General features: G+C 76.5%; 24 protein-coding genes. 6 read left to right on the forward strand and 18 right to left on the reverse strand.

The genetic code is table 11. The annotated features are described in order from the left end of the window. Positions 1–23: 23 nt before the first annotated feature. The 8 genes from ABD158_RS11350 to ABD158_RS11385 form a co-directional block, all read right to left on the reverse strand. On the reverse strand, positions 24–629 hold the full coding sequence (locus ABD158_RS11350; protein WP_344007209.1) for a response regulator transcription factor: 606 nt from the start codon (positions 627–629) through the stop codon (positions 24–26). Continuing rightward, positions 626–1762: a sensor histidine kinase gene (locus ABD158_RS11355; RefSeq protein WP_344007211.1), complete on the reverse strand. Its 1137-nt coding sequence runs from the start codon at positions 1760–1762 to the stop codon at positions 626–628. Before ABD158_RS11355 ends, ABD158_RS11350 begins: the two co-directional genes overlap by 4 nt. A 17-nt stretch (positions 1763–1779) precedes the next feature. Continuing rightward, a complete protein-coding gene (locus ABD158_RS11360) occupies positions 1780–2601 on the reverse strand; it encodes an ABC transporter permease (RefSeq protein WP_344007213.1) in 822 nt (273 codons plus the stop codon). Further along, positions 2598–3614, reverse strand: a complete 1017-nt coding sequence (locus tag ABD158_RS11365; RefSeq protein WP_344007215.1) for an ABC transporter ATP-binding protein — start codon at positions 3612–3614, stop codon at positions 2598–2600. Before ABD158_RS11365 ends, ABD158_RS11360 begins: the two co-directional genes overlap by 4 nt. A gap of 67 nt (positions 3615–3681) precedes the next feature. Next, on the reverse strand, positions 3682–4200 hold the full coding sequence (locus ABD158_RS11370) for a gluconokinase (RefSeq protein WP_344007217.1): 519 nt from the start codon (positions 4198–4200) through the stop codon (positions 3682–3684). Between the two features lie 24 nt (positions 4201–4224). Beyond that, the gene (locus tag ABD158_RS11375) at positions 4225–5154 is read right to left on the reverse strand and encodes a hypothetical protein (protein ID WP_344007219.1); all 930 of its coding nucleotides are present in this window, start codon (positions 5152–5154) and stop codon (positions 4225–4227) included. A 117-nt stretch (positions 5155–5271) separates the two neighbouring features. Further along, complete coding sequence (locus ABD158_RS11380) at positions 5272–6762, reverse strand: hypothetical protein (RefSeq protein ID WP_344007222.1); 1491 nt, start codon at positions 6760–6762, stop codon at positions 5272–5274. A gap of 152 nt (positions 6763–6914) precedes the next feature. Beyond that, a complete protein-coding gene (locus tag ABD158_RS11385) occupies positions 6915–7529 on the reverse strand; it encodes an alpha/beta hydrolase (RefSeq protein WP_344007224.1) in 615 nt (204 codons plus the stop codon). A gap of 50 nt (positions 7530–7579) precedes the next feature. Between ABD158_RS11385 and ABD158_RS11390 the strand changes: the two genes are divergently transcribed. Continuing rightward, complete coding sequence (locus tag ABD158_RS11390; RefSeq protein WP_344007226.1) at positions 7580–9367, forward strand: DUF429 domain-containing protein; 1788 nt, start codon at positions 7580–7582, stop codon at positions 9365–9367. Between the two features lie 7 nt (positions 9368–9374). On the opposite strand, the gene ABD158_RS11395 is transcribed toward ABD158_RS11390, so the two are convergent. Further along, positions 9375–9722, reverse strand: a complete 348-nt coding sequence (locus tag ABD158_RS11395; RefSeq protein ID WP_344007228.1) for a TraR/DksA family transcriptional regulator — start codon at positions 9720–9722, stop codon at positions 9375–9377. A 79-nt stretch (positions 9723–9801) separates the two neighbouring features. Here ABD158_RS11395 and ABD158_RS11400 point away from each other — a divergent pair, with 79 nt between their 5' ends. From ABD158_RS11400 to ABD158_RS11410, 3 genes are read left to right on the forward strand one after another with little or no spacing between them, the layout of a single operon-like run. After that, positions 9802–10956, forward strand: a complete 1155-nt coding sequence (locus tag ABD158_RS11400) for an acyl-CoA dehydrogenase family protein (protein WP_344007230.1) — start codon at positions 9802–9804, stop codon at positions 10954–10956. Between the two features lie 19 nt (positions 10957–10975). Further along, a complete protein-coding gene (locus ABD158_RS11405) occupies positions 10976–12130 on the forward strand; it encodes an acyl-CoA dehydrogenase family protein (protein WP_344007232.1) in 1155 nt (384 codons plus the stop codon). Beyond that, the gene (locus ABD158_RS11410; RefSeq protein WP_344007234.1) at positions 12127–13017 is read left to right on the forward strand and encodes a glycoside hydrolase family 16 protein; all 891 of its coding nucleotides are present in this window, start codon (positions 12127–12129) and stop codon (positions 13015–13017) included. Before ABD158_RS11405 ends, ABD158_RS11410 begins: the two co-directional genes overlap by 4 nt. Here the strand turns inward: ABD158_RS11410 and ABD158_RS11415 are convergent. Both ABD158_RS11415 and ABD158_RS11420 read right to left on the reverse strand, forming a co-directional pair. Further along, the gene (locus ABD158_RS11415; RefSeq protein WP_344007236.1) at positions 13002–13478 is read right to left on the reverse strand and encodes a hypothetical protein; all 477 of its coding nucleotides are present in this window, start codon (positions 13476–13478) and stop codon (positions 13002–13004) included. The genes ABD158_RS11410 and ABD158_RS11415 overlap by 16 nt on opposite strands. Positions 13479–13624: 146 nt before the next feature. Beyond that, positions 13625–14926, reverse strand: a complete 1302-nt coding sequence (locus ABD158_RS11420) for a metallophosphoesterase family protein (RefSeq protein WP_344007237.1) — start codon at positions 14924–14926, stop codon at positions 13625–13627. A gap of 111 nt (positions 14927–15037) precedes the next feature. Here ABD158_RS11420 and ABD158_RS11425 point away from each other — a divergent pair, with 111 nt between their 5' ends. Continuing rightward, on the forward strand, positions 15038–15802 hold the full coding sequence (locus ABD158_RS11425; RefSeq protein ID WP_344007238.1) for a YwaF family protein: 765 nt from the start codon (positions 15038–15040) through the stop codon (positions 15800–15802). Here ABD158_RS11425 and ABD158_RS11430 read toward each other — a convergent pair. The 7 genes from ABD158_RS11430 to ABD158_RS11460 form a co-directional block, all read right to left on the reverse strand. Next, complete coding sequence (locus ABD158_RS11430; RefSeq protein WP_344007239.1) at positions 15729–17045, reverse strand: T3SS (YopN, CesT) and YbjN peptide-binding chaperone 1; 1317 nt, start codon at positions 17043–17045, stop codon at positions 15729–15731. The two genes, ABD158_RS11425 and ABD158_RS11430, sit on opposite strands and share 74 nt — an antisense overlap. Positions 17046–17135: 90 nt before the next feature. Then, complete coding sequence (locus ABD158_RS11435; protein WP_344007241.1) at positions 17136–18338, reverse strand: DUF2786 domain-containing protein; 1203 nt, start codon at positions 18336–18338, stop codon at positions 17136–17138. A gap of 62 nt (positions 18339–18400) precedes the next feature. Further along, positions 18401–19108: a SprT-like domain-containing protein gene (locus ABD158_RS11440; RefSeq protein ID WP_344007243.1), complete on the reverse strand. Its 708-nt coding sequence runs from the start codon at positions 19106–19108 to the stop codon at positions 18401–18403. Positions 19109–19155: 47 nt separating this feature from the next. Beyond that, a complete protein-coding gene (locus tag ABD158_RS11445) occupies positions 19156–19923 on the reverse strand; it encodes an HNH endonuclease family protein (protein ID WP_344007245.1) in 768 nt (255 codons plus the stop codon). A 36-nt stretch (positions 19924–19959) separates the two neighbouring features. Then, positions 19960–21075, reverse strand: coding sequence for an acyl-CoA desaturase (locus ABD158_RS11450; RefSeq protein WP_344007247.1), 1116 nt, complete (start codon positions 21073–21075; stop codon positions 19960–19962). Positions 21076–21154: 79 nt separating this feature from the next. Beyond that, positions 21155–21814: a response regulator gene (locus ABD158_RS11455; RefSeq protein ID WP_344007249.1), complete on the reverse strand. Its 660-nt coding sequence runs from the start codon at positions 21812–21814 to the stop codon at positions 21155–21157. Further along, complete coding sequence (locus ABD158_RS11460; RefSeq protein ID WP_344007251.1) at positions 21811–23148, reverse strand: sensor histidine kinase; 1338 nt, start codon at positions 23146–23148, stop codon at positions 21811–21813. The genes ABD158_RS11455 and ABD158_RS11460 overlap by 4 nt, the downstream gene beginning before the upstream one ends. Between ABD158_RS11460 and ABD158_RS11465 the strand changes: the two genes are divergently transcribed. Beyond that, complete coding sequence (locus ABD158_RS11465) at positions 23141–23788, forward strand: DUF4396 domain-containing protein (RefSeq protein ID WP_344007253.1); 648 nt, start codon at positions 23141–23143, stop codon at positions 23786–23788. The genes ABD158_RS11460 and ABD158_RS11465 overlap by 8 nt on opposite strands. Positions 23789–23798: the final 10 nt, after the last annotated feature.

A 23798-nucleotide genomic window follows, 5' to 3' on the forward strand; every position in this document is an offset into this window, starting at 1 on the left:
CGCCATCCCACCACACCGACCCGTCAGATCCAGCCCATCCGCCGGGCGGTGGCGGCCGCGTCGTGGCGGTTCACGGCGCCGAGCTTGGTCACCGCGCTGGAGAGGTAGTTGCGGACCGTGCCCGGCGAGAGGGAGGCCCGGGCGGCGATGGCCTCGACGGGCGAGCCGTCGGCGGCGAGCTCCAGCACGTCGGCCTCCCGCGGCGTGAGGGGGCTGTCGCCGGCGCTGATCGCCTCGGCGGCCAGCTCGGGGTCGACGTGGCGGCCGCCGCCGTGGACCGCCCGGACCACCGACGCGAGGGTCTCCGCCGACGTCGTCTTGGGCAGGAACCCCCGGACGCCGACCGCGAGCGCCCGCTTGAGGTAGCCGGGCCGCCCGTGGCTGGTGACGATCACGCAGCGGCACGCGGGCAGGTCGCGGGCGAGCTCCTCGGCGACCTCGATGCCGTCCCGGCCGGGCATCTGGAGGTCGAGGACCGCCACGTCGGGCTCGTGGTGGCGGGCCGCCGCGAGCGCCTCGGTGCCGCTCGCGGCCTGGGCCACGACCTCCAGGTCGTCCTCGAGGTCGAGCATCTGGGCCAGCGCGACACGGATCAGGTTCTCGTCGTCGGCCAGCAGCACGCGGATCATGCGACCCCCACCCTCATCGTCACGGCGAAGCCGTCGCCGGTCGGTCCGGCCTCCAGTCGCGCACCCAGCGGCTCCACCCGCTCCCGCAGGCCCCGCAGCCCGGACCCGTCGGCCGGAGCGGCGACGGTTCCCCCGTCGTCGGCGACGGTGAGCGCGGAGCCGTCCCACCCGATCCGCACCTCGCGGGCCTGCGAGTGCCGCAGCACGTTGGTGACCGCCTCGCGCACGACCCAGGCGGCGGGCTCCCGCCACCGCTCGGGTACGCCGGTCGCGGCCAGGTGGCAGGCGATGCCGGCGGAGGCCAGCAGCGAGCGGGCACCCTCCAGCTCCACGGCGAGGTCGGTCGAGCGGTAGCCGCGCGCCAGCTCCCGGGCCTCGCGCAGGGCCTCGTGGGCGCCGGCGCGGACCTCGAGCATCTGGTCCACCGCGCGCTCGTCACCGCGTCGCGCCAGCGTCGAGGCCAGCTCGGCCTGGACCGCGATGGTCGACAGCCGCCGCCCCATCACGTCGTGCACGTCGCGGGAGAAGCGCAGCCGCTCCTCGGCGACCGCCAGGGCGGCCTGGGCCCGGCGGGTGCGGTCGAGCTCGGTGATCACGCCGTACAGCCACAGCGAGCTGCGGACCGTGAACGCCAGGAACAGCGCGTAGGCCAGCACGACCACGACCAGCGGCCACGAGCCCGAGACGACCAGCGTCGCGGCCCCCAGCAGCACCAGCAGCCCCGCGACCGCGCGCCGGTCGGTCAGCCCGCCGGCCGCCATGGAGACCACGATGCCGACCACCACCACCAGCACCGACCCGGCGGCGGGGTCGAGCAGGCGGGCCACCACCACGCCCAGCACGAGCGTCGCCGCGAGCGCGGCGAGGCTGCGTCGGGGCAGGGGCCCCGGGCGGGGGTGCAGCGCGATCACCTCGCGCAGCGTCGCGGTGCCCGCGACGCAGGTGAGCACCACGACCAGCAGCGCGACGCCGGCGGTGCCCGGGGTGCCGAGGGCCGCGTCGGACCGGGCGCCCGACGCGACGATCAGCAGGGGCACGCCCCACAGCAGCAGGTACAGCGACGAGCGCAGGTACACGTCGGCCCGCCGGACCTGGTCGAGGTCGCGCCACCGGGGCACCGCGGGCACGCGCACGGCGCCAGCGTAGGGCCTCAGTGCCGGGGCTCCCACCGCATCGAGCGACGCGCGAGGACCAGCGCGAGGGCCGTCCACACGGCCATCACCAGCAGCGGCTGCCCGGCCTGCGCCCAGCTCTGCGCGAAGTCCACCGTCCCGGTGAGGTCGGGGGTGCGGCCGATCCAGCCGACGGCGACGACCTGCTCCAGCGCGGCGCCCGGGGTGAGCTCGACGAGGCGGGCGGCCCGCTCGGGGAGCAGCTCCCCCATGCCGCCGACGACGGCCAGCATGATGACGGGCAGGCTCGTCATCTGGGCGGCCTCCGCGTTGCGGGTCCACGCGGCGGTCCAGAACGCCAGCGCCGCGAACAGCACGAGCGACACCGCGACGCCGAGCAGGTAGAGCACCGGGTTGGTCGGGAACGGCGCGCCCAGCGCCATCGCCACCGGCACCGCCAGCACCGCGAGCGCCAGCCCGATCCCGGCCCCGGGGAGCGCGAGGGACGCGAGCAGCTCGGCGTCCGTCGTCTCCCCGGTCCGCAGCCGCTTGAGGACGAGCTCGTCGCGCCGGGTGACGGTCGCCGAGAGCAGGTTGTAGTAGGCCGGGAACATCATCACGAGGATCAGCGCGTAGTTGACCCCGAACAGCACGGCGGTGTCGTCGCCGCGGTCCCCGGTCAGCAGCAGCGCGAGCGGCAGCAGCGGGAGCACGAGGGCGTACGCCGCGGTCAGCCGGTTGCGCAGCTGCAGCTTGAGGTTCGCGGCGGCGAGGCCCCGCACCCGCGCGTACGACGTGCTGCGGGCCCCGGACCGGGCGGTGCCCGCGCTGGTGCCGGCGCTCGTGTCGGTGCTGCTCATCGGACGACCTCCAGGGTCTCGTCGGTCGGGGTCGCGGTGGGCGCCGGGTCGGCGGCGGTGTCGGCGGCGGTGCCGTCGGCGACTTCCAGGAAGACGCTCTCGAGGCTGGCGGTGCGCGCGCCGAGCGCCGGCAGCACGACGTCCTCGGCCGCCGCCCAGCCGAGCAGCGCGGTCAGGGTGGCCTGCAGGTCCGGGGTGCGGACGACGGTCCACGCGCCGTCGGTGCTGACCCGGGCGCCCCGCAGGTCGGGCAGGGTCGCGGTGCCGACGGGGAGGGTCTCGAACCGGATCTCGGAGGGGTGGCCCGCGACGATCTCGGCCTGCGTCCCCTCCCGCACGATGCGGCCGGCGTCCATGATCGCGACGTGCTCGGCGAGACGCTCGGCCTCCTCGAGGTAGTGCGTGGTCAGCAGCACGGTCGCGCCCTGCGCGACGAGCTGCTCCACGAGCAGCCACACGCCGCGACGGCTCTCGGGGTCGAGCCCGGTGCTCGGCTCGTCGAGGAACACCAGCTCGGGTCGCCCCATGAGGGTCATCGCGAGGTCGAGCCGGCGCTGCTCCCCGCCCGAGAGGCCCGCGACCCGGACGTCGGCGCGCCCGGCGAGGTCGAGCATCGCGAGCGACTCGTCGACGCCGCGGGGGTCGGACACGGTCGCCGCCCACATGCGGAGCGTCTCGACCACGGTCAGGTCGCCGGAGAAGCCGGACCGCTGGAGCAGCACGCCGGTGCGGCGGCGGACCTCGGCGCGGTCGGCCACGGGGTCGAGGCCGAGCACGCGGACCTCGCCGGCGGAGGCGCGGGCGAGGCCCTCGACCACCTCGAGGGTGGAGGTCTTGCCGGCGCCGTTGGTGCCGAGCAGCGCGGTGACCGTGCCCCGGGCGACCGTGAGGTCGACGCCGCGCACGGCCTCGAAGGCCCGCGGGCCGGTGCCGTAGGTGCGGCGCAGGCCGCGGACCTCGACGGCCGGGCCCGCGTCGCCCCGTGGGCCGGAGGGGGTGGGTGGGTTCGTCATGTCCCCCATGCTCGTCGCCGCGCGGACGCGCGGGCAGTGCGTGGCGTCACCGGTCGCGGTGCGGGCCTCACCCCCGGGACGTGACACCTGTCATGGCCCGCGCGACGACGTCGTCGACGGGGTCGGCGACGTCGACGACGATCCCGGCCTCGTCGTCGGCCAGGGGCTCGAGGGTGTCGAACTGCGAGTCCAGCAGGGAGGCCGGCATGAAGTGGCCCCGCCGTCCGGCCTGCCGCTCGGCGATCACCTCGCGGCTGCCCGCCAGGTGCACGTGGTACGCCGCGGGGGCGTGCTCGCGGAGCACGTCGCGGTAGGCGCGCTTGAGCGCCGAGCAGGTGACGACGCCGCCGTCGGGGTGCTGCGCGAGCCACTCACCGACCCGGGCGAGCCAGGGCCAGCGGTCCTCGTCGTCGAGCGCCTCGCCGGCGGCCATCTTGTCCTTGTTGGCCTGCGGGTGGAGGTCGTCGGCGTCGGCGAAGGGCAGGCCGAGGCGGGCGGCGAGCGCCTCCCCGACGGTGGACTTGCCGGAGCCGGAGACCCCCATGACGACGACGTGCTGGACCTGCGCGGGGTGCCCGGTGCTCATGGACCCATCCTGCCGGGCGGCCGTTCAGCCGTTCGGGGAGGACCTCGGGGTCGGCGAGGTGGTCGTCGGCGTGGGCGTCGGCGTGGGCGTCGGGGTGGGCGTCGGCGACGTCTCGTCGGGCTCGTCCTCGGAGGGCGTCCCGCTCGGCGTCGACGTGCTCCCGCCGCTGGGCGCGACGTCGGAGGGCTCCTCGTCGGCGTCCTCGGTGGGCGACGGCCGGTCGGTCGCCGGGCTGCCGGGCGACGGCGTGGTCGAGGTCGTCGGGTCGGTCGGCTCCGGCTCCTCCTCGTCCTGGGTCCCGCCCCCGCCGAGGAAGCCCGTCAGCGACGTGCCGCCGCGCGAGTCCCGGTCCGAGGGGTCGGTGTAGGAGGACAGGCTGCGACCGCCGATGACCTCGAACGCCGTGACCAGGACCATCGCGACCACGAACAGCAGCAGCGTGACGACGCCGATCCGCTTCCAGGGCAGGGTGGCCCACGCGGGGCGGCGGGTCGGCTCCGCGCCGTCCCCGGCCGTGGCCACGGCCCCGGTCGGGCCGTCCGCGGCCGGCTCCTCGCCCGGGTCGGGGGCGTCGGGGTCGGCGGCCCGCTCGAGCTCGTCGACGGCCTCGGTGAGCTGCTCCTCGGCCTGCTCCAGCGGCACGGTGGCGTCGACGTCGGGGTCGGTGTGCTGCTGGCGGCGGACCTGCGCGATCTGCTCGGTCGCGCCCGTCACCTTCTTCAGGGCGACGGTCTGGGCGACGGCGACCTTCTCCGTCCCCCGGGCGAGGCCCTGCGTGTAGAGGTTCGAGGTGATCGACACGATCACGCTGCCCAGCGCGGCACCGATCAGGGTGCCGGCGGCCCCGAGGGTCGAGAGCAGCACGGCCGACGACACCGCTGCGAGCGCACCGGCGATCACCTGGACCCAGTTCAGGTCCAGGCGCTTCGTCTTCCCGCCCGTCTCGTCAGCCATCGCCCACCGAGTATGGCGAAGCCGTGGTGGGCCTCGCGAACCCGCGCGACGTGAGCCTCGCCATGCCCGGTCCGGCCCGGGCCGGACCCGCGCCGTGATGCCGCGCGGGACGGGCGATCAGCCCGCGGACTCCCGCAGGCCCTGCTCGGTGAGCCAGTCGTCCTCGACCGTCCAGGTGCAGTCGTCGGCCGTGCCGGCGGTCGCGTCCTCGCCGTCGGTGATCGCGGCGAGCTCGTCGTCGGTGAGGACGGCGAGGGTCTGCGCGTCGACCACGGTGGCGAGGGCGACCTCGCACGACGCCACCGCGGCGGCGTCGGGGTCGACGGCGGTCGGGTCGGGGGCGGTCGGGGTCGGCGCGGTGGGCTCCACCGGCGCGGACGGCCCGGTGGGTGCCGCCGGGGAGGTCGGGTCGGAGGGCTGCGGCTCCGACGGCTGGGTCGGCCCCGACGGCGCGGGGGACGTGGGCTCCGGCTGCGTCGGCTGCGTCGGCTCGGGGAGGGCGGGGGTCGGCTCGCCCGGCGCGGCGGGGGCGGTCGGCTGGGAGTCGCGGCCACCCCGGGCGCGGTCCGGGCGGGGCTGCGGGGCCGGGTCGAGCACACGACCGCCCTTGGAGCGGCCCGCGACGACGTAGGAGTTCGACGTGCCGCCCTCGGCGTACGGGACCTCGGAGCGGACCCAGCGGAACTCCGTGGCCCGCGCGGGTCGCACGGTGGTGCGGTGCACGCCGGCGGCGTCGACGGTGATGTCGAGGCCGGTCGCGAGGCGGTAGGGGCCGCTGCCGGGCGTGCGGCGCTGGAGCACCAGGGGCTCGCCGGTGTCCTCGCCGGCGCTGGTGCTGCGGCCGACCAGGGTGGCGCGCGGGCCGTCGGCGAGCTGCGAGGAGCGCATGGTGGTCACCACGTCGAGGCCCTCGAAGTCGTAGGTCGCACCCGAGGTCGCGGTGCCGAGCCGGAACCCGTCGAGGGAGAAGTCGGCGCCGTCGCAGCCGTAGGCGAACCCGACGTGGCCGGGGCCGTCGCCGAGCCCGGAGGCCCAGCGGGGGCGGGTGGCCTCGGCGATCGTCCCGGTGCGGGTGCCGCCGTCGAGCGCGGAGAAGTCCCGGGGGTCACGGGGCTCCCACGTGAACTCGGCGCCCGCGACGTCCTGGCGGGCGAAGCCGGCGTCGGAGGAGACGGGGGTCCGCCCGAGCCAGGCGACGTCGGTGAGGTCGCCGGCCGCGTCCGTCGGGAACAGCCAGACGTAGGCCACGCCGGCGGCCTGCTCGTCGGACCAGGCGTCCACGGACAGCGAGGTGAGCGCACCCACGGAGCGCACCGAGGCCTTGGGTCCGGCGCCGACACCCGAGCCGGTGCCGGTGAAGCCGGTCGAGCGGCTGCCGAAGCGGGTGCCGCCGATCTCGCGGACCTTGGCGGCGACGCCGGCGCCGCCGGCGGCGGTGGCGCTGTCGCAGGAGACGGCGGCGAAGTTGGCGCTGCTGTCGGGGAAGACCGTGCCGGCCACCTCGCCGCCGGCGGCGGACGCGGGCCCGGCGACCAGGACGGCGGCACCGCCGGCGGCGGACGCCGTCAGGACGGCGAGCAGTCGGCGGACGGGGCGGCGGTGGGGCATCGGTCTCCTCAGACGACGACGCCGTCGGTCGGTCCTCCGCGGCGTCGCGCCCCATTCCACACGAGTCACCTCCCCGCCGTCCACGGATTCGCCGGTTCCGGTCATGACGATCCGGTGAAGATCCCCTGAAGGGGGGAGAGCGCACCGGCGCGTCACCGGAGGACCTCGACGGCGAAGTCGGCGGTCCGGCGCTCGAACTCGGCCCCGCGGGCCAGCATCGCGTGCTTGCCGCCGGCGACCTCGACCATCGTCGCGTCGACGCCGCGCCGCTCGAGGTCGGCCACGACCCGGCGGGCGCGGCGGGGGTCGGCGATCCGGTCGTCGGTGCCGTGGACGACGAGGACCCGGCGACCCGCGAGGTCGGTGTGGGCGGCCTCGTCGGCGTACACCCACGGGTTGAGCGCGACGACCCCGGCGACACCGGCCGCCGAGCCGGCGAGCAGGGCGGCGCGCCCGCCCAGCGAGTGGCCGACCAGGCAGACCGGCACGTCGCCGTACCGCTCGCGCACGCGCCCGAGCGCCCACGTCGCGTCGGCGACCGGGGTGGTCTCGGCGTCCCAGCCGCGGTGGGAGTTGAGCAGCCGGTGGACGGCGAGCGCTCCCCGCCCGGCGCGGGCGATCCGACGCGCGACCGGCACCATCCGCAGCACCGACAGCTGGGTGGGGCTGACGGGCGGGCTGCCGGGCCGGTCACCGCCCCCGTGGAGCACCAGCACCGCGCCCCGGGGACTCGTCGGCACCCTGACGTCGATCAGCTTCGCTCGCACCCGGTCCATCGTCCCGGACGGCCCCTGACGCGATCTGGGAGGGTCGGGGGATGCACTTCGTCGGCGTGGACCTCGCCTGGGGCACCCAGAACCCCACGGGGGTGGCGGCCCTGGACGACCGGGGGCGCCTGCTCGGCGTCTCGACCGTGCGCACCGACGCCGAGGTCACGGCCGAGGTCGCGCGCTACGCGACCGGCGACTGCGCGGTCGGGATCGACGCCCCCCTCGTGGTCACCAACCCGACCGGCGCCCGACCCTGCGAGACCGCGCTGTCGCGCGACTTCCGGCCCTTCGAGGCCGGCGCCCACCCGGCCAACACCTCCCGGCCGGTCTTCGCCGACGGCACCCGGGGCGGGCGGCTGGCGGCGGCGCTCGACCTGTCGCTGGAGCTGCCCCCGGCCGGCACCACGTCCGGGCGCTGGGCGCTCGAGGTCTACCCCCACGCGGCCACGATCGCGCTGTTCCGGCTGGGCCGGACGCTGAAGTACAAGCAGAAGCAGGGCCGCTCCTTCCCCCAGCTGCGCGCCGAGCTGCTGCGGCTGGTGGAGCTGCTGGAGTCGCTGTCGCGGGCCCGCACGCCGCTGCTGCTGGCCCGCCGCGAACCCTGGGAGCGTCTCGTCGCCGGGGTGCGCGACGCCACCCGGAAGTCGGACCTGCGGGTGGTGGAGGACCAGGTCGACGCGGTGCTGTGCGCCTACGTCGCGCTGCACGCCCTGCGCGAGCCCGAGCACACCACCGTCTACGGCGACCCCGCGCGCGTCGCGACCGACGGCTGCATCGTCACCCCCACGCTGCCGCCCGACCTGGAGCCGACCCCGCGTCCCACGCGGGCCGAGCGCAGCCGCGACGCCGCCGTCGAGGCGTACGCCGGGGGGCTGGCGGGACTGCGGACCGCGACGGCCGGCTACCTGGGGCTGGTCACCTCGATCCTCGACGACGCCGGCATCAACTACCTCTCGGTCGAGGCCCGCACCAAGAGCGTCGACTCGTTCGCCGCCAAGGCGGTCTCCGAGCTGCCGGTGGGCAGCGGCACGCCGCGCTACTCCGACCCGCTGGCCGAGATGGCCGACCAGGTGGGCCTGCGGGTGGTCACCTACCTGACCTCCGACGTCGAGGCGGTCGCGGACCTGCTCAGCGAGGAGCTCGCGGTGCTGGGCGACCGCGACAAGGGCCAGGAGACCGCGCGCCAGGGCCGCTTCGGCTACGCCAGCCGCCACCTCGACCTCACCCTCGACGAGGCGCGGGCCGCGGCGTCGCGCGCCGGCACCGCCTTCCCCGAGATGGCGGGGCGCCAGGTCGAGGTGCAGGTGCGGACGGTGCTGCAGCACGCCTGGGCCGAGTTCGAGCACGAGATCCGCTACAAGGGCAGCGTCCCCGCGGACCGCGCCAGCGACCTGGACCGACGCTTCACCCTCGCCGCCGGCCTGCTCGAGCTCGCCGACCGGGAGTTCACGACCATCCGCGACGACCTGCGCACCGAGGCCGGCTCGACCGGCAGCGACGCCGAGGCGATGGGCGCCCGCGACCTGGCGGCGTACCTGGCGGGGCGCTACCCGGGCGCCGGCTGGTCGCGCACCGAGCACTACGAGTGGATGACCGGCCTGCTCGCGGAGCTCGGGCTGCGCTCCCCCGCCGACCTCGGCGCCGCGCTCGCCGACGTGGACTCCGGCGCGGTCACCGCGCGGATGTCCTACCGCTACCCCGCCGGCGCCGTCCGGCGTCTCGACGACGACCTGCTCGCGGCCTACGGCGAGGCCTACGTCGCGCTGCCCGGCAACGCGCACCGCACCCAGCTGCTGACCGAGCGCGCCGCCCGGATCGCGCCCGGGTCCGCCTGAGCGGCGCTCAGGCGCAGCCCACGTGGGTGCGCGCGGTCGGGCGCACCGCGAGCCGCTCCGCGGGCAGCGGCTCCCCGCAGGCCTCGCACCGGCCGTAGCGGCCCGCGGCGAGCCGGTCGAGGGCGGCGTCGACCTCCGTCAGGCGTGCGCGTGCCGAGGCGGCCAGCGCCCCGGCCTGGGAGCGCTCGAAGGCGATGGTGGCGCCCTCGGGGTCGTGCTCGTCGTCGGCGTTGTCGTCGGCGCTGGCCGCCACGATCCCCGCCAGGTCGGCCTCCAGCGACCGCAGCCGCACGACGGCCCGGTCGCGCTCGGCGCGCAGCTCGGCGCGCACCTCGCGCTCGTGCTCGGGACTCACCCGGCCAGTTCTACCCGCCACCCGTCATGATGGCTCCAGCCGTGCCCGCGCCGGGCCGGTCGAGAGGGGACCACTCGTCATGCAGCTGGAGCTGTCCACCGAGGACGCCGCCTTCCGCGCGGAGATGCGGGAGTTCTTCACCACCGCGGTGCCGAAGGAGATCCGCGACACCGTCGCCGAGCGCGGCGAGCTGTCGAAGGACCAGATCGTCACCAGCCAACGGATCCTGAACTCCCACGGCCTGGCCGTGCCCCACTGGCCCGCGGAGTGGGGCGGTCGCGACTGGACCCCGCTGCGACGCCACATCTGGCACGAGGAGATGCAGCGCGCCTGCGTGCCGCTCCCCCTGGCCTTCAACGCCTCCATGGTCGGCCCCGTCATCGCCGCGTTCGGCACCGAGGAGCAGAAGCAGCGCTTCCTCCCGGCCACCGCCAACCTCGACATCTGGTGGTCGCAGGGCTTCTCCGAGCCCGACGCCGGCTCCGACCTCGCCTCGCTGCGCACGACCGCCGTGCGCGACGGCGACGACTTCGTGGTCAACGGACAGAAGACGTGGACGACGCTCGGCCAGTACGGCGACTGGATCTTCATGCTCGTCCGCACCGACCCCGAGGCCAAGAAGCAGCGCGGCATCTCGTTCCTGCTCATCGACATGACCAGCCCGGGCGTCGAGGTGCGGCCGATCGAGCTCATCGACGGCGGCCACGAGGTCAACGAGGTCTGGTTCACCGACGTGCGCGTGCCGGCGGAGAACCTGGTGGGCGAGCTCAACCACGGCTGGGACTACGCCAAGTTCCTGCTCGGCAACGAGCGGGTCGGCGTGGCCCCGGTGGGCGCCACCAAGCGGGTCCTGGCCCAGGCCAAGGAGTGGGCGGGCGCCGAGCAGCTCGCCGACCCGCTCGTCGCCGCCCGGATCGCCGAGCTCGAGAACGAGCTGCTCGCGCTCGAGCTCACCGCCCTGCGCGTGGTCGCGAACTCCGCCGACGGCAAGCCCCACCCGGCCTCCTCCGTGCTCAAGCTGAAGGGCACCGAGCTGCAGCAGGCGGTCAGCGAGCTGGTGGTCGACCTCGCCGGGCCCGCCGCGCTGGCCTCCGGCGCCGGGGACGACTCGACCGTGCCGCAGTGGGCGCGCCGCGCCACCCCGGCGTACCTGAACCTGCGGAAGGCCTCCATCTACGGGGGCTCCAACGAGATCCAGCGCCAGATCATCGCCAAGACCATCCTCGGGCTGTAGAGGGCTAGGGAGACGACACGTGGACTTCACTCACGACGAGGAGCAGAAGGCGCTGCGCGAGGCCGTGCGCGGCCTGCTCGGCCGCGCCTACCCGGCCTACGAGGACCGGCGCCGCGCCGTCGCCGACGAGCCCGGCTTCGACGAGAAGCTGTGGGCCTCGCTGGCCGAGATGGGCGTGCTGGGCCTGCCGTTCGCCGAGGCGGACGGCGGCATGGGCGCCGGACCCGTCGAGAGCGCCCTGGTGGCCGAGGAGCTCGGGCGCGTGATCGCCCCCGAGCCGTTCCTCACCTCGGTGGTGCTCGCCGGCGGTCTCGTGGCGGCCACCGGTGACGACGCCCAGCGCGAGGAGCTGCTCGGGGGGCTGTCGTCCGGCGAGCTGCTGCTGGCGCCGGCGCTGGCCGAGCCGGGCCGCCGCTGGGCGGTCGACGGCCAGGACGTCCGCGCCGAGGAGCAGGACGGCGGCTGGCGCCTGACGGGGACCAAGGAGCCGGTCCCCCACGGCGCGCGCGCCGACCGGCTGGTCGTCACCGCGGCCCTGCCCGACGGGGGCACCGGCGTGTTCGTCGTCGACGGCGACGTCGACGGCCTCACCCGGACCGGCTACGCCACCCACGACGGCGGGCGCGCGGCCCGCGTCCAGCTCTCCGGCGCTGCCGCCACCCTGCTGGGCGCGGCGCAGGACCGCGGCCGCGAGGTCGCGGAGGTCGTCGAGGCCACCCGCGTCGTCGCCTGCCACCAGGCGCTCGGCGCGATGGCGGTCGCCCTGGAGTCCACCACCGACTACCTGCGCAGCCGCAAGCAGTTCGGCGTGCCCCTCTCGACGTTCCAGGCGCTCACCTTCCGCGCCGCCGACATGTACGTCTCGCTGGAGCTGGCGCGCAGCGTCGCGGCGTGGGCGAGCATGGTGCACGCGGCCGAGCCGGGCCGCACCGGCCAGGCGAGCGCCGCCGAGGCGGCGAGCCGGGCGGCCCTGCAGACCAGCCGGGCCGGACGCCACATCGGCCAGGAGGCGATCCAGCTGCACGGCGGCATCGCGATGACGGCGGAGTACCACGTCGGCACCTACACCAGCCACCTCACCGCGCTGGACCACCTCCTCGGCGACGGCGACCACCACCTGCGGGTCCTGTCGTCCGTGGTCGCCGACCACGCCGAGGTCGACCCGCTGCCGTGAGACCGGTCGCCGCCCGGGCGCGGACGCTGCTGGCCGGCCTCGCGCTCGCGCTCGTGGCCGGTGGCTGCGCCTCCCTGCCCGAGTTCCCCGACCTCGGCGGGCCCGGCGGGGCCGACGGGTCCGGCGACGCGGAGGGGGGACCGCGCGGCGGGCGCGACGCGGAGGAGGGCGGCGTACGACTGCGGGACCCGCTGGGCGGGCTCCGCCGGATGCAGGTCACCGACCGTCGGTGGCGCGAGGTGTTCCGCGACGACTTCGACACCCTCGACCCCGCCGTGTGGAAGACCTACGACGGGGTGCCGGGCTGCTGCCCGGCGGCCCTGTGGGACTCCTCCATGGTGCGCGTCGAGGACTCCGCGCTGCTGCTCGACACGGCCCTGGTCGACGGTCAGTGGCTCTCCGGCGGCGTGGGTGCCTGGGACTCCCCGCTCGAGCAGCGCTACGGGCGCTGGGACATGCGGGTGCGCACCGAGGCCGACGCCGGCGGGGTGACGGTCGCGGGCCTGCTGTGGCCGGCCGAGGGCGGCTGGCCGCCCGAGATCGACTTCTACGAGATCTTCGAGACGCAGCCCGACCGCCGCGAGATGACCGTCACCAACCACTACGGCGAGGTCGAGGCCGACGGCACCCACGACGCCACCCGGCGCCCGGTGCGCGGCGACTTCTCGACCTGGAAGGTCGTGTCGGTGCGGTGGACGCCCGACGAGATCCAGGTCGTGGTCGACGGCCGGGCGGTGGAGACCATCACCGCGCCCGGCCAGATCCCCGACGTGCCGATGTGGTTCGCGGTGCAGACGGCGATGAAGCCGGTCGCGGGCGAGGAGCCCACCTTCACCGGCTCCCGGTCGACCGAGATCGACTGGGTCCGCGCCTACGCCCCGGCCTGAGCGCCCGGCGCCCGCAGCCGCGCGGTCAGGTCGCCGCCCAGCTCGGCCACCTGCTCGGCGTCCAGACGGGTCGCCAGCGACCCGACGACCGTGAGGAGGTCGCCGCGCCCGCAGCACAGCACCTCGCCGATCCAGCCGGTCACGGTCGAGGTCCCCGCGACGCTCAGGACGCCGAGCACCGCGACGCCCCCGGGGGCCGGGCGCGGGCCGGCGTCGGGGCCGAGCACCGTGGCGACCAGCCCGGCGGCCTCGGCCGCGTCCTGCAGGTCGCGCTGACGGCGGGTGCCGTCGCCGCGCAGGGACCCGCCGCGGGACCCGGTGACCCCGGCCCACGCCGCCGTGCGGACCACCAGCACCCCGGGCGGGCCCACGACCAGGTGACCCAGGCGCACGCCGGGCCGACCGGGCCACGCGACGTCGCGGGTCACGTGCCACGCCCGCGGGTCCAGGCCGGCCAGCACGGGGCCGGCGCCTCGACCTCGGGGGCGCAACCGCACCCGGGGTCGCCGACCCCTCGGGGCCAGCGCGTCCGCGATCATGGCGACTCCTTCCGGTCCTCGCACCGTAGGGCGTCCGGCGCCGACGCGTGGCGGAACGGCGGGATCGCTCAGCCGCGGGACGGCACGTACTCGTCGAGCACGCCGGAGCGCTGCAGGACACGGCCGTCGGAGGTCAGCGTCATGCGCCCGACGAGGGCGGGGACCGGGTCGAACCGCTTGCTCAGCGGCGGCCGTCCCTTGCCGGTGGCCTGCCACAGCCGGCGCCCGGTGCGCGAGGACTCGACGAGGAAGCGACGGCTGGTGAGGGCGAGCTCGTCGCCGTCGACCTGGCCGACGAGGTAGTTCGTGCCGCCCCGTCCGCGCCGGTTGGCGTGGGTGAAGATCCCGCCGTGGCTGATCTGGGTCACCCCGCCCTCGCGACGGGCGGTGATGTCGTGGACCTCCCCGGACAGGTAGAGGTCGACGTCGTGGCGCACCAGGGTCCGCCAGAACGCGGAGCGCGCGCCACCGCGGTACATCAGGCCCGAGGAGCTGGTGGTGCGCACCGGCCCGAGCACCGGGGTGTGGCCCTGCACGATGATCCAGTCGACGTCGTCGGCCTCGGCGCGGGCGAGCACCCCGTCCAGCCAGCGCAGCTGCTGGGAGTCGAGCTCGGGGAGCACGTCGTTCCCGGTGCGGCGGAACACGTCGACGGTGACCAGCTGCACCTCCGGGCTCAGCCGGGTGGCGTACGCCGTGCTGCGCGCCGGGCCCTCGGGGCGGTCGCTGTAGCGCCCCGGCCGCAGTCCGTAGCGGGCGAACTCGCGCTTGAAGTGGGTGACGTTGCGGCGCTTGGCGTCCTTGCGGGCGCTGCCCCGCCAGTCGTTGTCGCCGATCTCGTGGTCCCCGACGGCCACGTGCACGTCGAGGTCTCGCTGCGCGAACAGCCGACGCCACGCCGGGTAGTAGGCGCGGGCCGCGCGGCTGATGGCCTGACGCTTCTGCCGGGCCGTGTCGGTCGGGCCGAAGACGCGCGAAGGCTTGTCGCCCCAGTGACCGTTCACGAGGTCGCCGGCCACGAGCACGTCGTCGGGCCGCTCCGCGGCGAAGCCGTCCATGACCGTGCGCACCGCCCGGGCGTAGGAGCGGTTCCACGAGTTCGGCGTGCCGCGGCGGAACCCGGGCAGGCCGGACAGGTCGGCGACGTCGGCGTTCATGAAGTCGGGCGAGGACAGGAAGCGGTAGCCGTCGGCGCCCGCGTCCGCGCTCTGCGAGGTCTCGCCGGTGGCGGGCGAGGTGGCGGCGTCGGAGCCGGAGTCGGAGCCCGGGTCCGTCCAGACCCCCGCAGCCACCGCTGCGGTGCACGCCACGACGAGCGCGACGACGACGGCCACCGCGGCGAGGAGACCCCGCCGTCCCACGACCCGCATGACCACGTCCTCCGACCGCCGACCAGACCGCCCGAGCGGCGGCCCGGGCGACTGTACCCGCGGCGCCACGATCGCCGGTCATCCACGGCGGCGGCCGTGCATGATGTGGCCGTGGGGGGATCCAGCGCGCAGTTCACGCCGTACGACGTGTCGCACCTGACCGCGATCGCCGTGCTGCTGGCCGGGTGCGTGGTCCTCGCGCTGGTCGGGCGACGCGGCCGTCGCACCGACCCCGACGACCGGCTCGGGCGGGTCCTCGCGGTCCTCCTGGTCGCCGGGACGATCCCGCTGCAGGTGCTCTACTTCACCCCCGCCTACTTCGAGCTCGACCGCACCCTGCCCATCCAGCTGTGCGACCTGGCCTCCTTCGTGAGTGCGTGGGCGCTGTGGACCCACCGCCGCGGGGCGGTCGCGCTCACCTACCTGTGGGGCATCCCCCTGACCACGCAGGCGGTGCTGACGCCCGACCTGGTCACGCCGTTCCCCGACCTCGTGTTCCTGCTCTTCTGGGTGATGCACATCGGCATCGTCTGGGCCGCGGTCTACCTGACGGTGGGGCGTGGGCTCGGTCCCGACTGGCGCGACTTCCGGTTCGCGGTGGCGGTGACCCTGGCCTGGGCGGTCGCGGTGTTCACGCTCAACGTGGCGATCGACACCAACTACGGCTTCCTCAACCGCAAGCCCGCCGGCGGGTCGGTGCTCGACCTGTTCGGGCCCTGGCCCACCTACCTGGCCGTCGAGGTGGCCGTCGTGCTGGTGGTGTGGGCGGCGATGACGTGGCCCTTCGCCCGGCGGGGGGCCCTCAGCCCGTCGCGTCCTCGGCGGGGAACAGGCTCAGCTGCTCCGCCGCCTCGGGCCCGGGGCCGCGGACGCTGATCCGCAGCGCCCGGCGCAGCCGCGAGCGCAGGTCGCGGTGGTGCCGGGCACGGGCGCCCGAGACCGCGGCGGCCCGACCACGCCCCTCGGCCCCCTGGGTGCTCGCCCGGGTGCGCCAGGCCCGCTCGCGGGCCCGGGTGTGGGCGATGGCGAGCATCAGCAGGCCGCGGTCGCCGTGGAAGACCCGCAGCAGCGTGAGCGGGTCGAGGCCGTCGCGGTCCTCGGCCCGCAGCTCCTTCATCACCGCGAGCGCCGCCGCGAAGCGCTCCTGCTGGTCGGGGTCGGTCCCGGCCGTCCTCGAGGCGGCGGGCCGGCCGCGGGCGCCCGGGGCGTCGTCCTCGTCGAGCGCCCGGCCCCCGACCCGCGCCTGCAGGTCGGTGACCCACTCGTCGAGGTGGTCGAGGAGCCGTCGCAGCTCGGCGCGGACCTCGCCGGGCACGAACGACGCGACCCCGAGCTCGCGGCGCACCACGACGCGGTCGTCGAGCAGCGCGAAGGACAGCCCGAACTGGCGGCGGTTCAGCAGGTTCAGCTCGGTCAGGGTGCGGGCCTCGTCGGCCACCTCGACGAGCAGGGTCGCGCTGAGCAGGAGCCGCGGCACCCGCGCCGCGGGCACGACGTGCAGGACGCACCGCTCGGTCGCGAGGGCGAGGTCGCCGTCCTCGTCCCACGCCGGCTCCTCGTCGAGCAGCCCGCGGACCACCCGCGTGACGGCGGCCCGCACCTCCTCGCCGTCGCGGAGCGACCAGGGCCCGGCGTCGGCGGGCGGGAAGTCGGCGTCGCGTGGCTGCGACACGGCGCCGGCGGCACCGCCCGACGCCGGCGCCGGGTCGCCGCCCCCGTCGAGGGGACGCAGGAAGGAGGGGTCGAGGACACCGTGGGCCTCCCGCACCAGCCGGACCACGGCCCAGGCCACCCGGTCGGCCTCGCGCCGCTCGGCGCCGAGCCTCGCCGTGGACCGGGCGACGGAGAACCCCAGGACCCGCAGCAGGTCGTCGTGGCCCCCGGACGGCGCCGTCACCTCGAGCCGGGCCCCGGCGGCGGCCGTGACACGGCACCACGGCACCGCGGGCTCGTCATCGGACCGGGGCGCGAGGAGGACCTCCTCCCCCTCGACGAGGGCGCCGAGCGCGTCGGCGAGCCCGCCGCGCAGCCGCCGCCAGGCGGCGTCGACCGCCGCGTCGAAGGCCCCCTCGGAGCCACCGTCGGATCCCGGGCCCGCGCCCTGGCCGTGCTCGTCCATCTCGACCCACCGTCCTCGATCGCCCCCCGGCCGGGAGCTCGTCGACGACGGTAGGGACGACCACCGACACCGGGGCCGGTCGAGGCGTCCTCAGCGGTCCCGGTGCTCCCGGAGCTCGTCGCGGACGTCGAGGCGGGCGAGGTCGGCCGCGTGGCGACCGGCCACCCACCCGTCCGGGTGGGACACGGTCGCGGGTCGGCCCACCGTGTGGGGCACGGCCTCGGCGAAGGCGGCCTCCACCCGCTGCTCGGCGGCGCGCACCACCGGGAGCGCGTCGCCACCGGCCTCCCGGTACGCCGTCGCGGTCGCCTCCTCGAGCCGCTCCCCGACCCGCGTGGCGTAGGCCAGCAGGAAGGCCCGACGGAACGCGCGGGTGCGGCCCCGCTGCTCGCCGGTGCGGCGGCCGTGGTGGGCGAGGGCGCTCTGGGCCTGCACCAGCAGGGACGCGGTGAGCAGCTCGACGGCGTCGAGGTCGCGGGGGTGGCCCACCACGACGCAGAAGCCCAGGGACACCGCCACCGCGCTGCGACAGCGGTTGGCGGCGGCGACCGCCGCGACGAGCGCGGCCTTCGCGTCGACGTACGGGGCGTCCAGCCAGACCCGCCGCGCCCGCGGCCGGCCGGCCGGCCCGGGCCCACCGGCCCTGCCGGTCTCACCGGAGCCGACGAGCCCCTCGAGGGCGTGACGGGCGACGAGCTCCTGGGCCTTCGCGCTCAGCAGCTCGGCCTCCGCCGGATGGTCGGTGGACTCGGCCTTGGCCAGCAGCGCCCGCACCCGCGCGAGCCGGGGGTGCTCGCCGGTCGCCGGGGTCGGGGCGACCAGGGCCCGGGTCTCGAGCAGCGGTGCGGCGCCGAGCAGGGCGGCCAGGCCGAGGCCCGAACCGAGGTGCCGCAGCGGGCGCCGGCGGCGCACCTCGTCGAGGGTGGTCACGTGGGCCGGCCCCAGGGTGCGCTCGACCAGGGGGGCCAGGTCGCCCTCGGGCCACCCGCCCGCGGCCGCACGGGCGAGCAGCCGGGCCAGGAGCCGCTCGACCACCCCGAGCACCTCGTCGGCCCCGGCCGGGGCGGCCCGGTGGACCAGCATGTCGGCGTACGTCGCGAGGCGCGCGTCGTCGCGCCGGGTGCCGTCGATGCGAGCCACGACGGCGGTGACCAGCCCGGACAGCCGTGCCTGCTCGGCGACCTCGTCGGCCGCGCGCCGGGCGGCGGGGTCCCCGGACCCGGTGGGGTCGTGGCCCTCGGCGCGTCGGGACAGCGCCTCGCCGGCCGCCGGCCGTCGGTCCTCGATGCCCATCGCGCGCCCCTCCCTGTCGGTGACGGCACGCTACGAGCCACCGCCGACTCCCGCCAGCGATCCTAGGCGGGCCTGTGGAGGACGGGCGCGACCGCGGCCATCGGCACGGTGAGGACGCCGCCGGCGGCCCGCACGTGGTAGCGGGTGCGGCCGACCTTGACCACCTCGCCGACGGTGCCGTGCCACCGCCCCGGGGTCAGCACCCGGACCCGGTCCCCCACCCCGACGGCCCACCCGGCGGCGTCGGGGTCCACCCCGGCCGCCGCGGCGCGGGCGGCCAGGCCGTCGAGCTCGGCGAGGTAGCGCGGGTGGAGCGGCGCGGCGAGGCCCCGGTGGGTCCAGGTGTAGACGTGGTCGAGCGAGAACCGCGACGAGCAGCGCGGGCAGGAGAGCACGCGTTCGGGGCGGCGGTGGCGGTCGGTGGTGTGGCCGGCCGGGCAGGTGCCGACCCAGGCTCCCGGCACCCGGGGCGCGTCGGCGGGCAGCGCCCGCTGCGCCGAGCAGCCGAGGCGTCGGGCGGTGGCCCGCCAGCGGGGCCCGTGGCCCTCGGTGGGCCCGACGAGCGCGTGGGCGACCTCGTGGAGCACCGTGTCACGGACCTCGGCCTCGTCGTGCAGCAACGTCAGCGGCCCGCTCAGCCCGATGACGCGCTCGTGGTGACGGCAGACCCCGGCGCGCCGCTTGGCGCGGTCGAACCGCAGGGTCCACCCGTGCAGGCCGTGCTCGGCCATCAGGGCCGTGGCCATGCGTCGTGCCTGCTCGAGCTCCACAGGACCACCCCATCACCCGGCACCGACAACGGCGGCTCCGACCCCGGCTACCGGGCGACCCGCACCACGACCCGCCCCCCGCACCCGCGGGCCCGGCGGGTCAGGACGGACCGCTCGGTGGCGTCGGCGGCGAGGTCCCAGCGCACCTTCACCGCCACCCAGTCCCGCACGTAGCGGCAGCGCGCGAGGTCGGGCAGCCACTCGGCGGGGTCCCGGTCGGACTTCGACCGGTTCGACGACGCGGTCACCGCCACGAGGCTGCGCGGGTCGCCGAGGTCGTTGGCGAACCGCTCCCGCCGCGCGTCGGTCCAGGCCCGCGCCCCGGAGCCCCAGGCGTCGGCGAGCGGGACCACGTGGTCGACGTCGAAGGTCGAGGGGTCGCGCGTCCGCTCCCCGTCGTACGCCGAGCGCCAGGCGCCGCCGGTGATCCGGCAGTCCTCGCCGGCCCGGGTGCGCCGGGGGCGCAGGCTCTCGTCGAGGAGCACCTCGTCGCGGGTGTCGCAGCCGTCGCCGTCGGCGTCGGTCCAGTGGGCGAAGGCGTCGCGCTCGTAGCCGGCCGACCGCTCGGGCGCGCGACGCAGCATCCGCACCGCGCGGGTGACCGGCACGTCGACGCGGCCCCGCGGCGGCGCGACGACGCGGGCGGGCCGGTCCCGCTGTCCGTGGTCCTGCCGCGGGTGCTGCCCGCGGTCCTGGCGGTCGGCGCCCGCGCGCGGCGCCTCGCCGCCGAGCGCCCGCACGGCCCCCGGGTCGCAGCCCGTGGCCAGCAGCAGGCACGCCAGCAGCGCGACGACCCTCCCCCGCACCCGATCCATGACGGGCACGCTAGACCCCGCCCCCGACACCTGCGCTCAGCCGGTGCGGTGGGCGACGACGAGCGGGCAGGCGAAGGGGTCGCGGTCGCCGAGGCCCACGCGGTTGAGGTGGGCCACGACGATCCCGTAGGACTCGCGCAGGCCCGCCTCGGTGTAGGGCACACCGTGCTCGGCGCAGTAGGCGCGCACCATCGGCCGGGCGCGGCGCAGGCTGCCGCTGGGCATGCTCGGGAAGAGGTGGTGCTCGACCTGCAGGTTGAGCCCGCCCATCAGCCAGTCGACCCACCGACCGCCGCGGACGTTGCGGGAGGTCAGCACCTGACGGGACAGGAAGTCGATGCGGGAGTCCTTCGGCACGAGCGGCATGCCCTTGTGGTTGGGCGCGAAGCTGGCGCCGAGGTAGACCCCGAAGACCGCGAGCTGCACCCCGAGGAAGGCCAGGCCCAGACCGGGACCGAGGACGACGAGGAGCAGCACCGGCCACCCGAGGAGGCGCAGCGTGAGCAGGGCCGCCTCGACCGCCCGGTGCGGCAGCGGCTCGCGCCCCAGGACGGTGCGGGCGGCGCCGACGTGCAGGTTGATCCCCTCGAGGGTGAGCATCGGGAAGAACAGCCAGCCCTGGCGGGCGGTGAGCCACGCCGCGAGCCCGGTACGACGGGCCGCGTCCTCGGGCTGCCACACGAGGACGCCGCGCCCGATGTCCTCGTCGGCGTCGATCTTGTTGGGGTTGGCGTGGTGGCGCGAGTGCTTGCGGGTCCACCAGCCGTAGCTGAGCCCGACGACGAGGTTGCCGAGCAGGCGGGAGGCCCACTCGTTGCGCCGCCCGAGCCCGAAGATCTGCCGGTGCGCGGCGTCGTGCGACAGGAAGGCGGTCTGGGTGAGCAGCACCGCGAAGACGACGGCGACGGCGAGCTGGGTCCAGCTGCGGCCGAGGGTCAGCAGCAGCGTCGTGGCGCCGGCGAACCCGGCCGCCAGGGCGGCGACCCGGGCGGCGTAGGACCAGGGGCGGCGGTCGAGCAGGCCGGCGTCGCGGACCTGGCGGGACAGCTCGGTGTAGAGGCTGAGCTGGCGCTGGGCGCGGGCGGGGAGCGGTCGCGCGCGGGGGACCGTGCCGGGGGTGGGCGGCACCGGGGTGACGGCGGGTGTGCTCATCCTCCGACGCTAGGGAGCAGGTGCGGCCCCGCGCGTCACCCCGGGGAGCCACCCCACCCCCCTACCGGGGTAGCGGGGGTCATCCGGGCGTGACGAGCCCGCTCTCGTAGGCGAGGACGACGGCCTGGGCGCGGTCGCGCAGGTCGAGCTTGGTGAAGATGCGGCTGACGTGGGTCTTGACGGTCTGCTCGGCCAGCACGAGGTCGTGGGCGATCTCGGTGTTGGATCGGCCGGCCGCGACGAGCACCAGCACCTCCCGCTCGCGGTCGGTCAGCTGTCGCAGCCGGGGGTCGCGGGCGGGCCGCGCGGGGGCGTCCACGAGACGGGCGATCACCTGGCGGGTGACCGACGGCGACAGCAGCGCCTCCCCCGCCGCGACCACCCGGACGGCGGAGGCGAGCTCGGCCGCGGAGGCGTCCTTGAGCAGGAAGCCGCTGGCCCCGGCGCGCAGCGAGTCGAGGACGTACTCGTCGGCGTCGAAGGTGGTCAGCATGACCACGCGGACCCCGCGCGTGGCGGGATCGGCGACCAGGCGGCGCAGCGCCTCGATGCCGTCGAGCACCGGCATGCGGATGTCCATCAGCACCACGTCGGGCCGGGTGCGACGCACCACCTCGAGGGCCCGGGCGCCGTCGGCGGCGGTCCCGACCACCTCGAGGTCGGCCTCGGCGGAGAGCAGGGCCGAGAAGCCGGCGCGCACCATCTCCTGGTCGTCGACGACCACGGTGCGGATGCTCACGGCTGCTCCCCCGACCGGGTCCGCGCGCGCAGCGGCAGCCGGGCCCGCACGACGTACTCGCCCGGGACCAGCTCCCCGGTCTCGACGTCGCCGCCGACGGCCGCGGCCCGCTCGGCCATCCCGACCAGCCCGTGGCCGGGCGGGCCGGCGACCAGCCCGTGCGCGAGCGGGTTGGAGACGTCGATCGTCAGCTCGCCCGGCGCCTCGGCCGGGCCGGTGACGACCTCGACGGTGACCGGGGACCCGGGGGCGTGGCGCCGGACGTTGCTGAGCGTCTCCTGCACGATCCGGTACGCCGTGGCGCCCACCTCCTCGTCGAGCTCGGCGGCGTCGTCGACCCGCCACGACACCGCGAGCGCCTGGCCCGAGCCGCGCACGGCGTCGAAGAGCTCCGGCACCTGCGCCAGCGTCGGCACCGGGGCGCGGCCCGACTGCCCGGGCTCGGTGCGCAGCACCGTCAGCACGCCGCGCATCTGGGCCAGCGTGTCGGACGCGCGCTCCGCGATCTGCTCGAACTCGGCGGCGGCCTCGGCGCTCAGCCCCGGCACGCGGGCGGGGGCCGAGCGGGCCTGGACGGTGACCAGGGACATGTTGTGGGCGATGACGTCGTGCAGCTCGCGGGCGACCCGCGCGCGCTCCTCGATCACGACCCGGCGGGCCTGGGCGTCGGCGCTGACGCCGCGCTCGAACCGCAGCGCGTCGAGGACGTCGGTGAACCGCCCCCCGAGCACCCCCAGGGCGGCGGCCATCGTCGCGAGCGAGCCCCACAGGCTGAGGTTCGCCAGCGAGGTGGTGACGTCGCGCCACGGCGCACCCAGCACCGCGAACGCCGTGGTCTGGGCGAGGGAGACCACCAGGACCGCGAGCACCACGGTCCAGCCCCCGGTGACGCCGAGGACCACCACCACGAGCAGCGCGGTCAGCATCGGCGCGACCGCCCACGGCCACCCGCCGACGCCCCCGGCCGTGGTCACCGACATCTGGGCCCCGGAGGCCAGCGCCATCAGCGCCGCGGCGGCCCGCGGCCGCCACAGCGCGAGCGGGCCGGCGACGCTCAGCGCCGCGGCGAGGGCGATCGCCGGTCCGACGGCGACGTCGTGGCCGCGCACGAGCAGGGTCGCCTGGACGCACAGCAGCGGGACCGCCGCCACCAGCACGACGAGCCTGCCCGCGGTCCTCCAGTCCACCGCCACCCGACCATCCTCGCGCACCTCGCGCGGACCACGGCCGACGACGATCTCGGCGACGCGCTTGGGCGGGTCGGCCAGGATGCGAGGGGCCCCGCACCGGGGCCCGACGACGCCCGCCGACGGACCGAGGACCCCGATGGACATGGCAAGCCGCGTGCCGGACTGGCTCACGCCCGTCTCCTGGACCTTCATCGCCCTGGCGCTCGCCAGCGCCGCGGCGATCGCCGTCGACGTGTACGCCCGCGGTCGGCGCCACCGCACCGTGGCCGACGAGGTGGTGTGGGTGACCTCGGCGCTCTACCTCGGTCCGTTCGCGCTGCCGCTGTACGCCCGCCACGGCCGGGCGGCGCGCGACCACGACCCCGCCGGGCCGCCCGCCGCGGTGGCCGGCCTGCCGGGTGGGGCGGCGTCGGCGCTGGCCCACCTCGTGGGCGTGCCGCTGGTGCTGGTCTCGGGACTCACCATCGCCGGCATCGACCTGTGGGTGATGATCCTCGTGATCGGCGCGTTGGCGATGGCCCTGCTGTTCGTCCACGAGCGGGCCGCGACGCGGCGCCGGGTGCCCGTGCGCACGGCCGCCGCCGTGGCGGTCCTGACCGTGCTCGCGTTCGACGTGGGGATGGGCGGGTGGATGGTGCTGCTCCACCTCGCCGAGCTCATGCCGCCCGCGACCGAGGGTGCCTTCTGGTTCCTGATGCAGGTGGGGATCGTGCTCGGACTGCTGACCGCCTACCCCGTCGTCACCCGCCTCGGCCGCGCCCGTCGTACGGCCGTCCCCGCCTGAGGCGGCACCC

This window comes from Nocardioides lentus (assembly GCF_039529515.1).
In the GTDB taxonomy this organism is placed as follows: domain Bacteria; phylum Actinomycetota; class Actinomycetes; order Propionibacteriales; family Nocardioidaceae; genus Nocardioides; species Nocardioides lentus.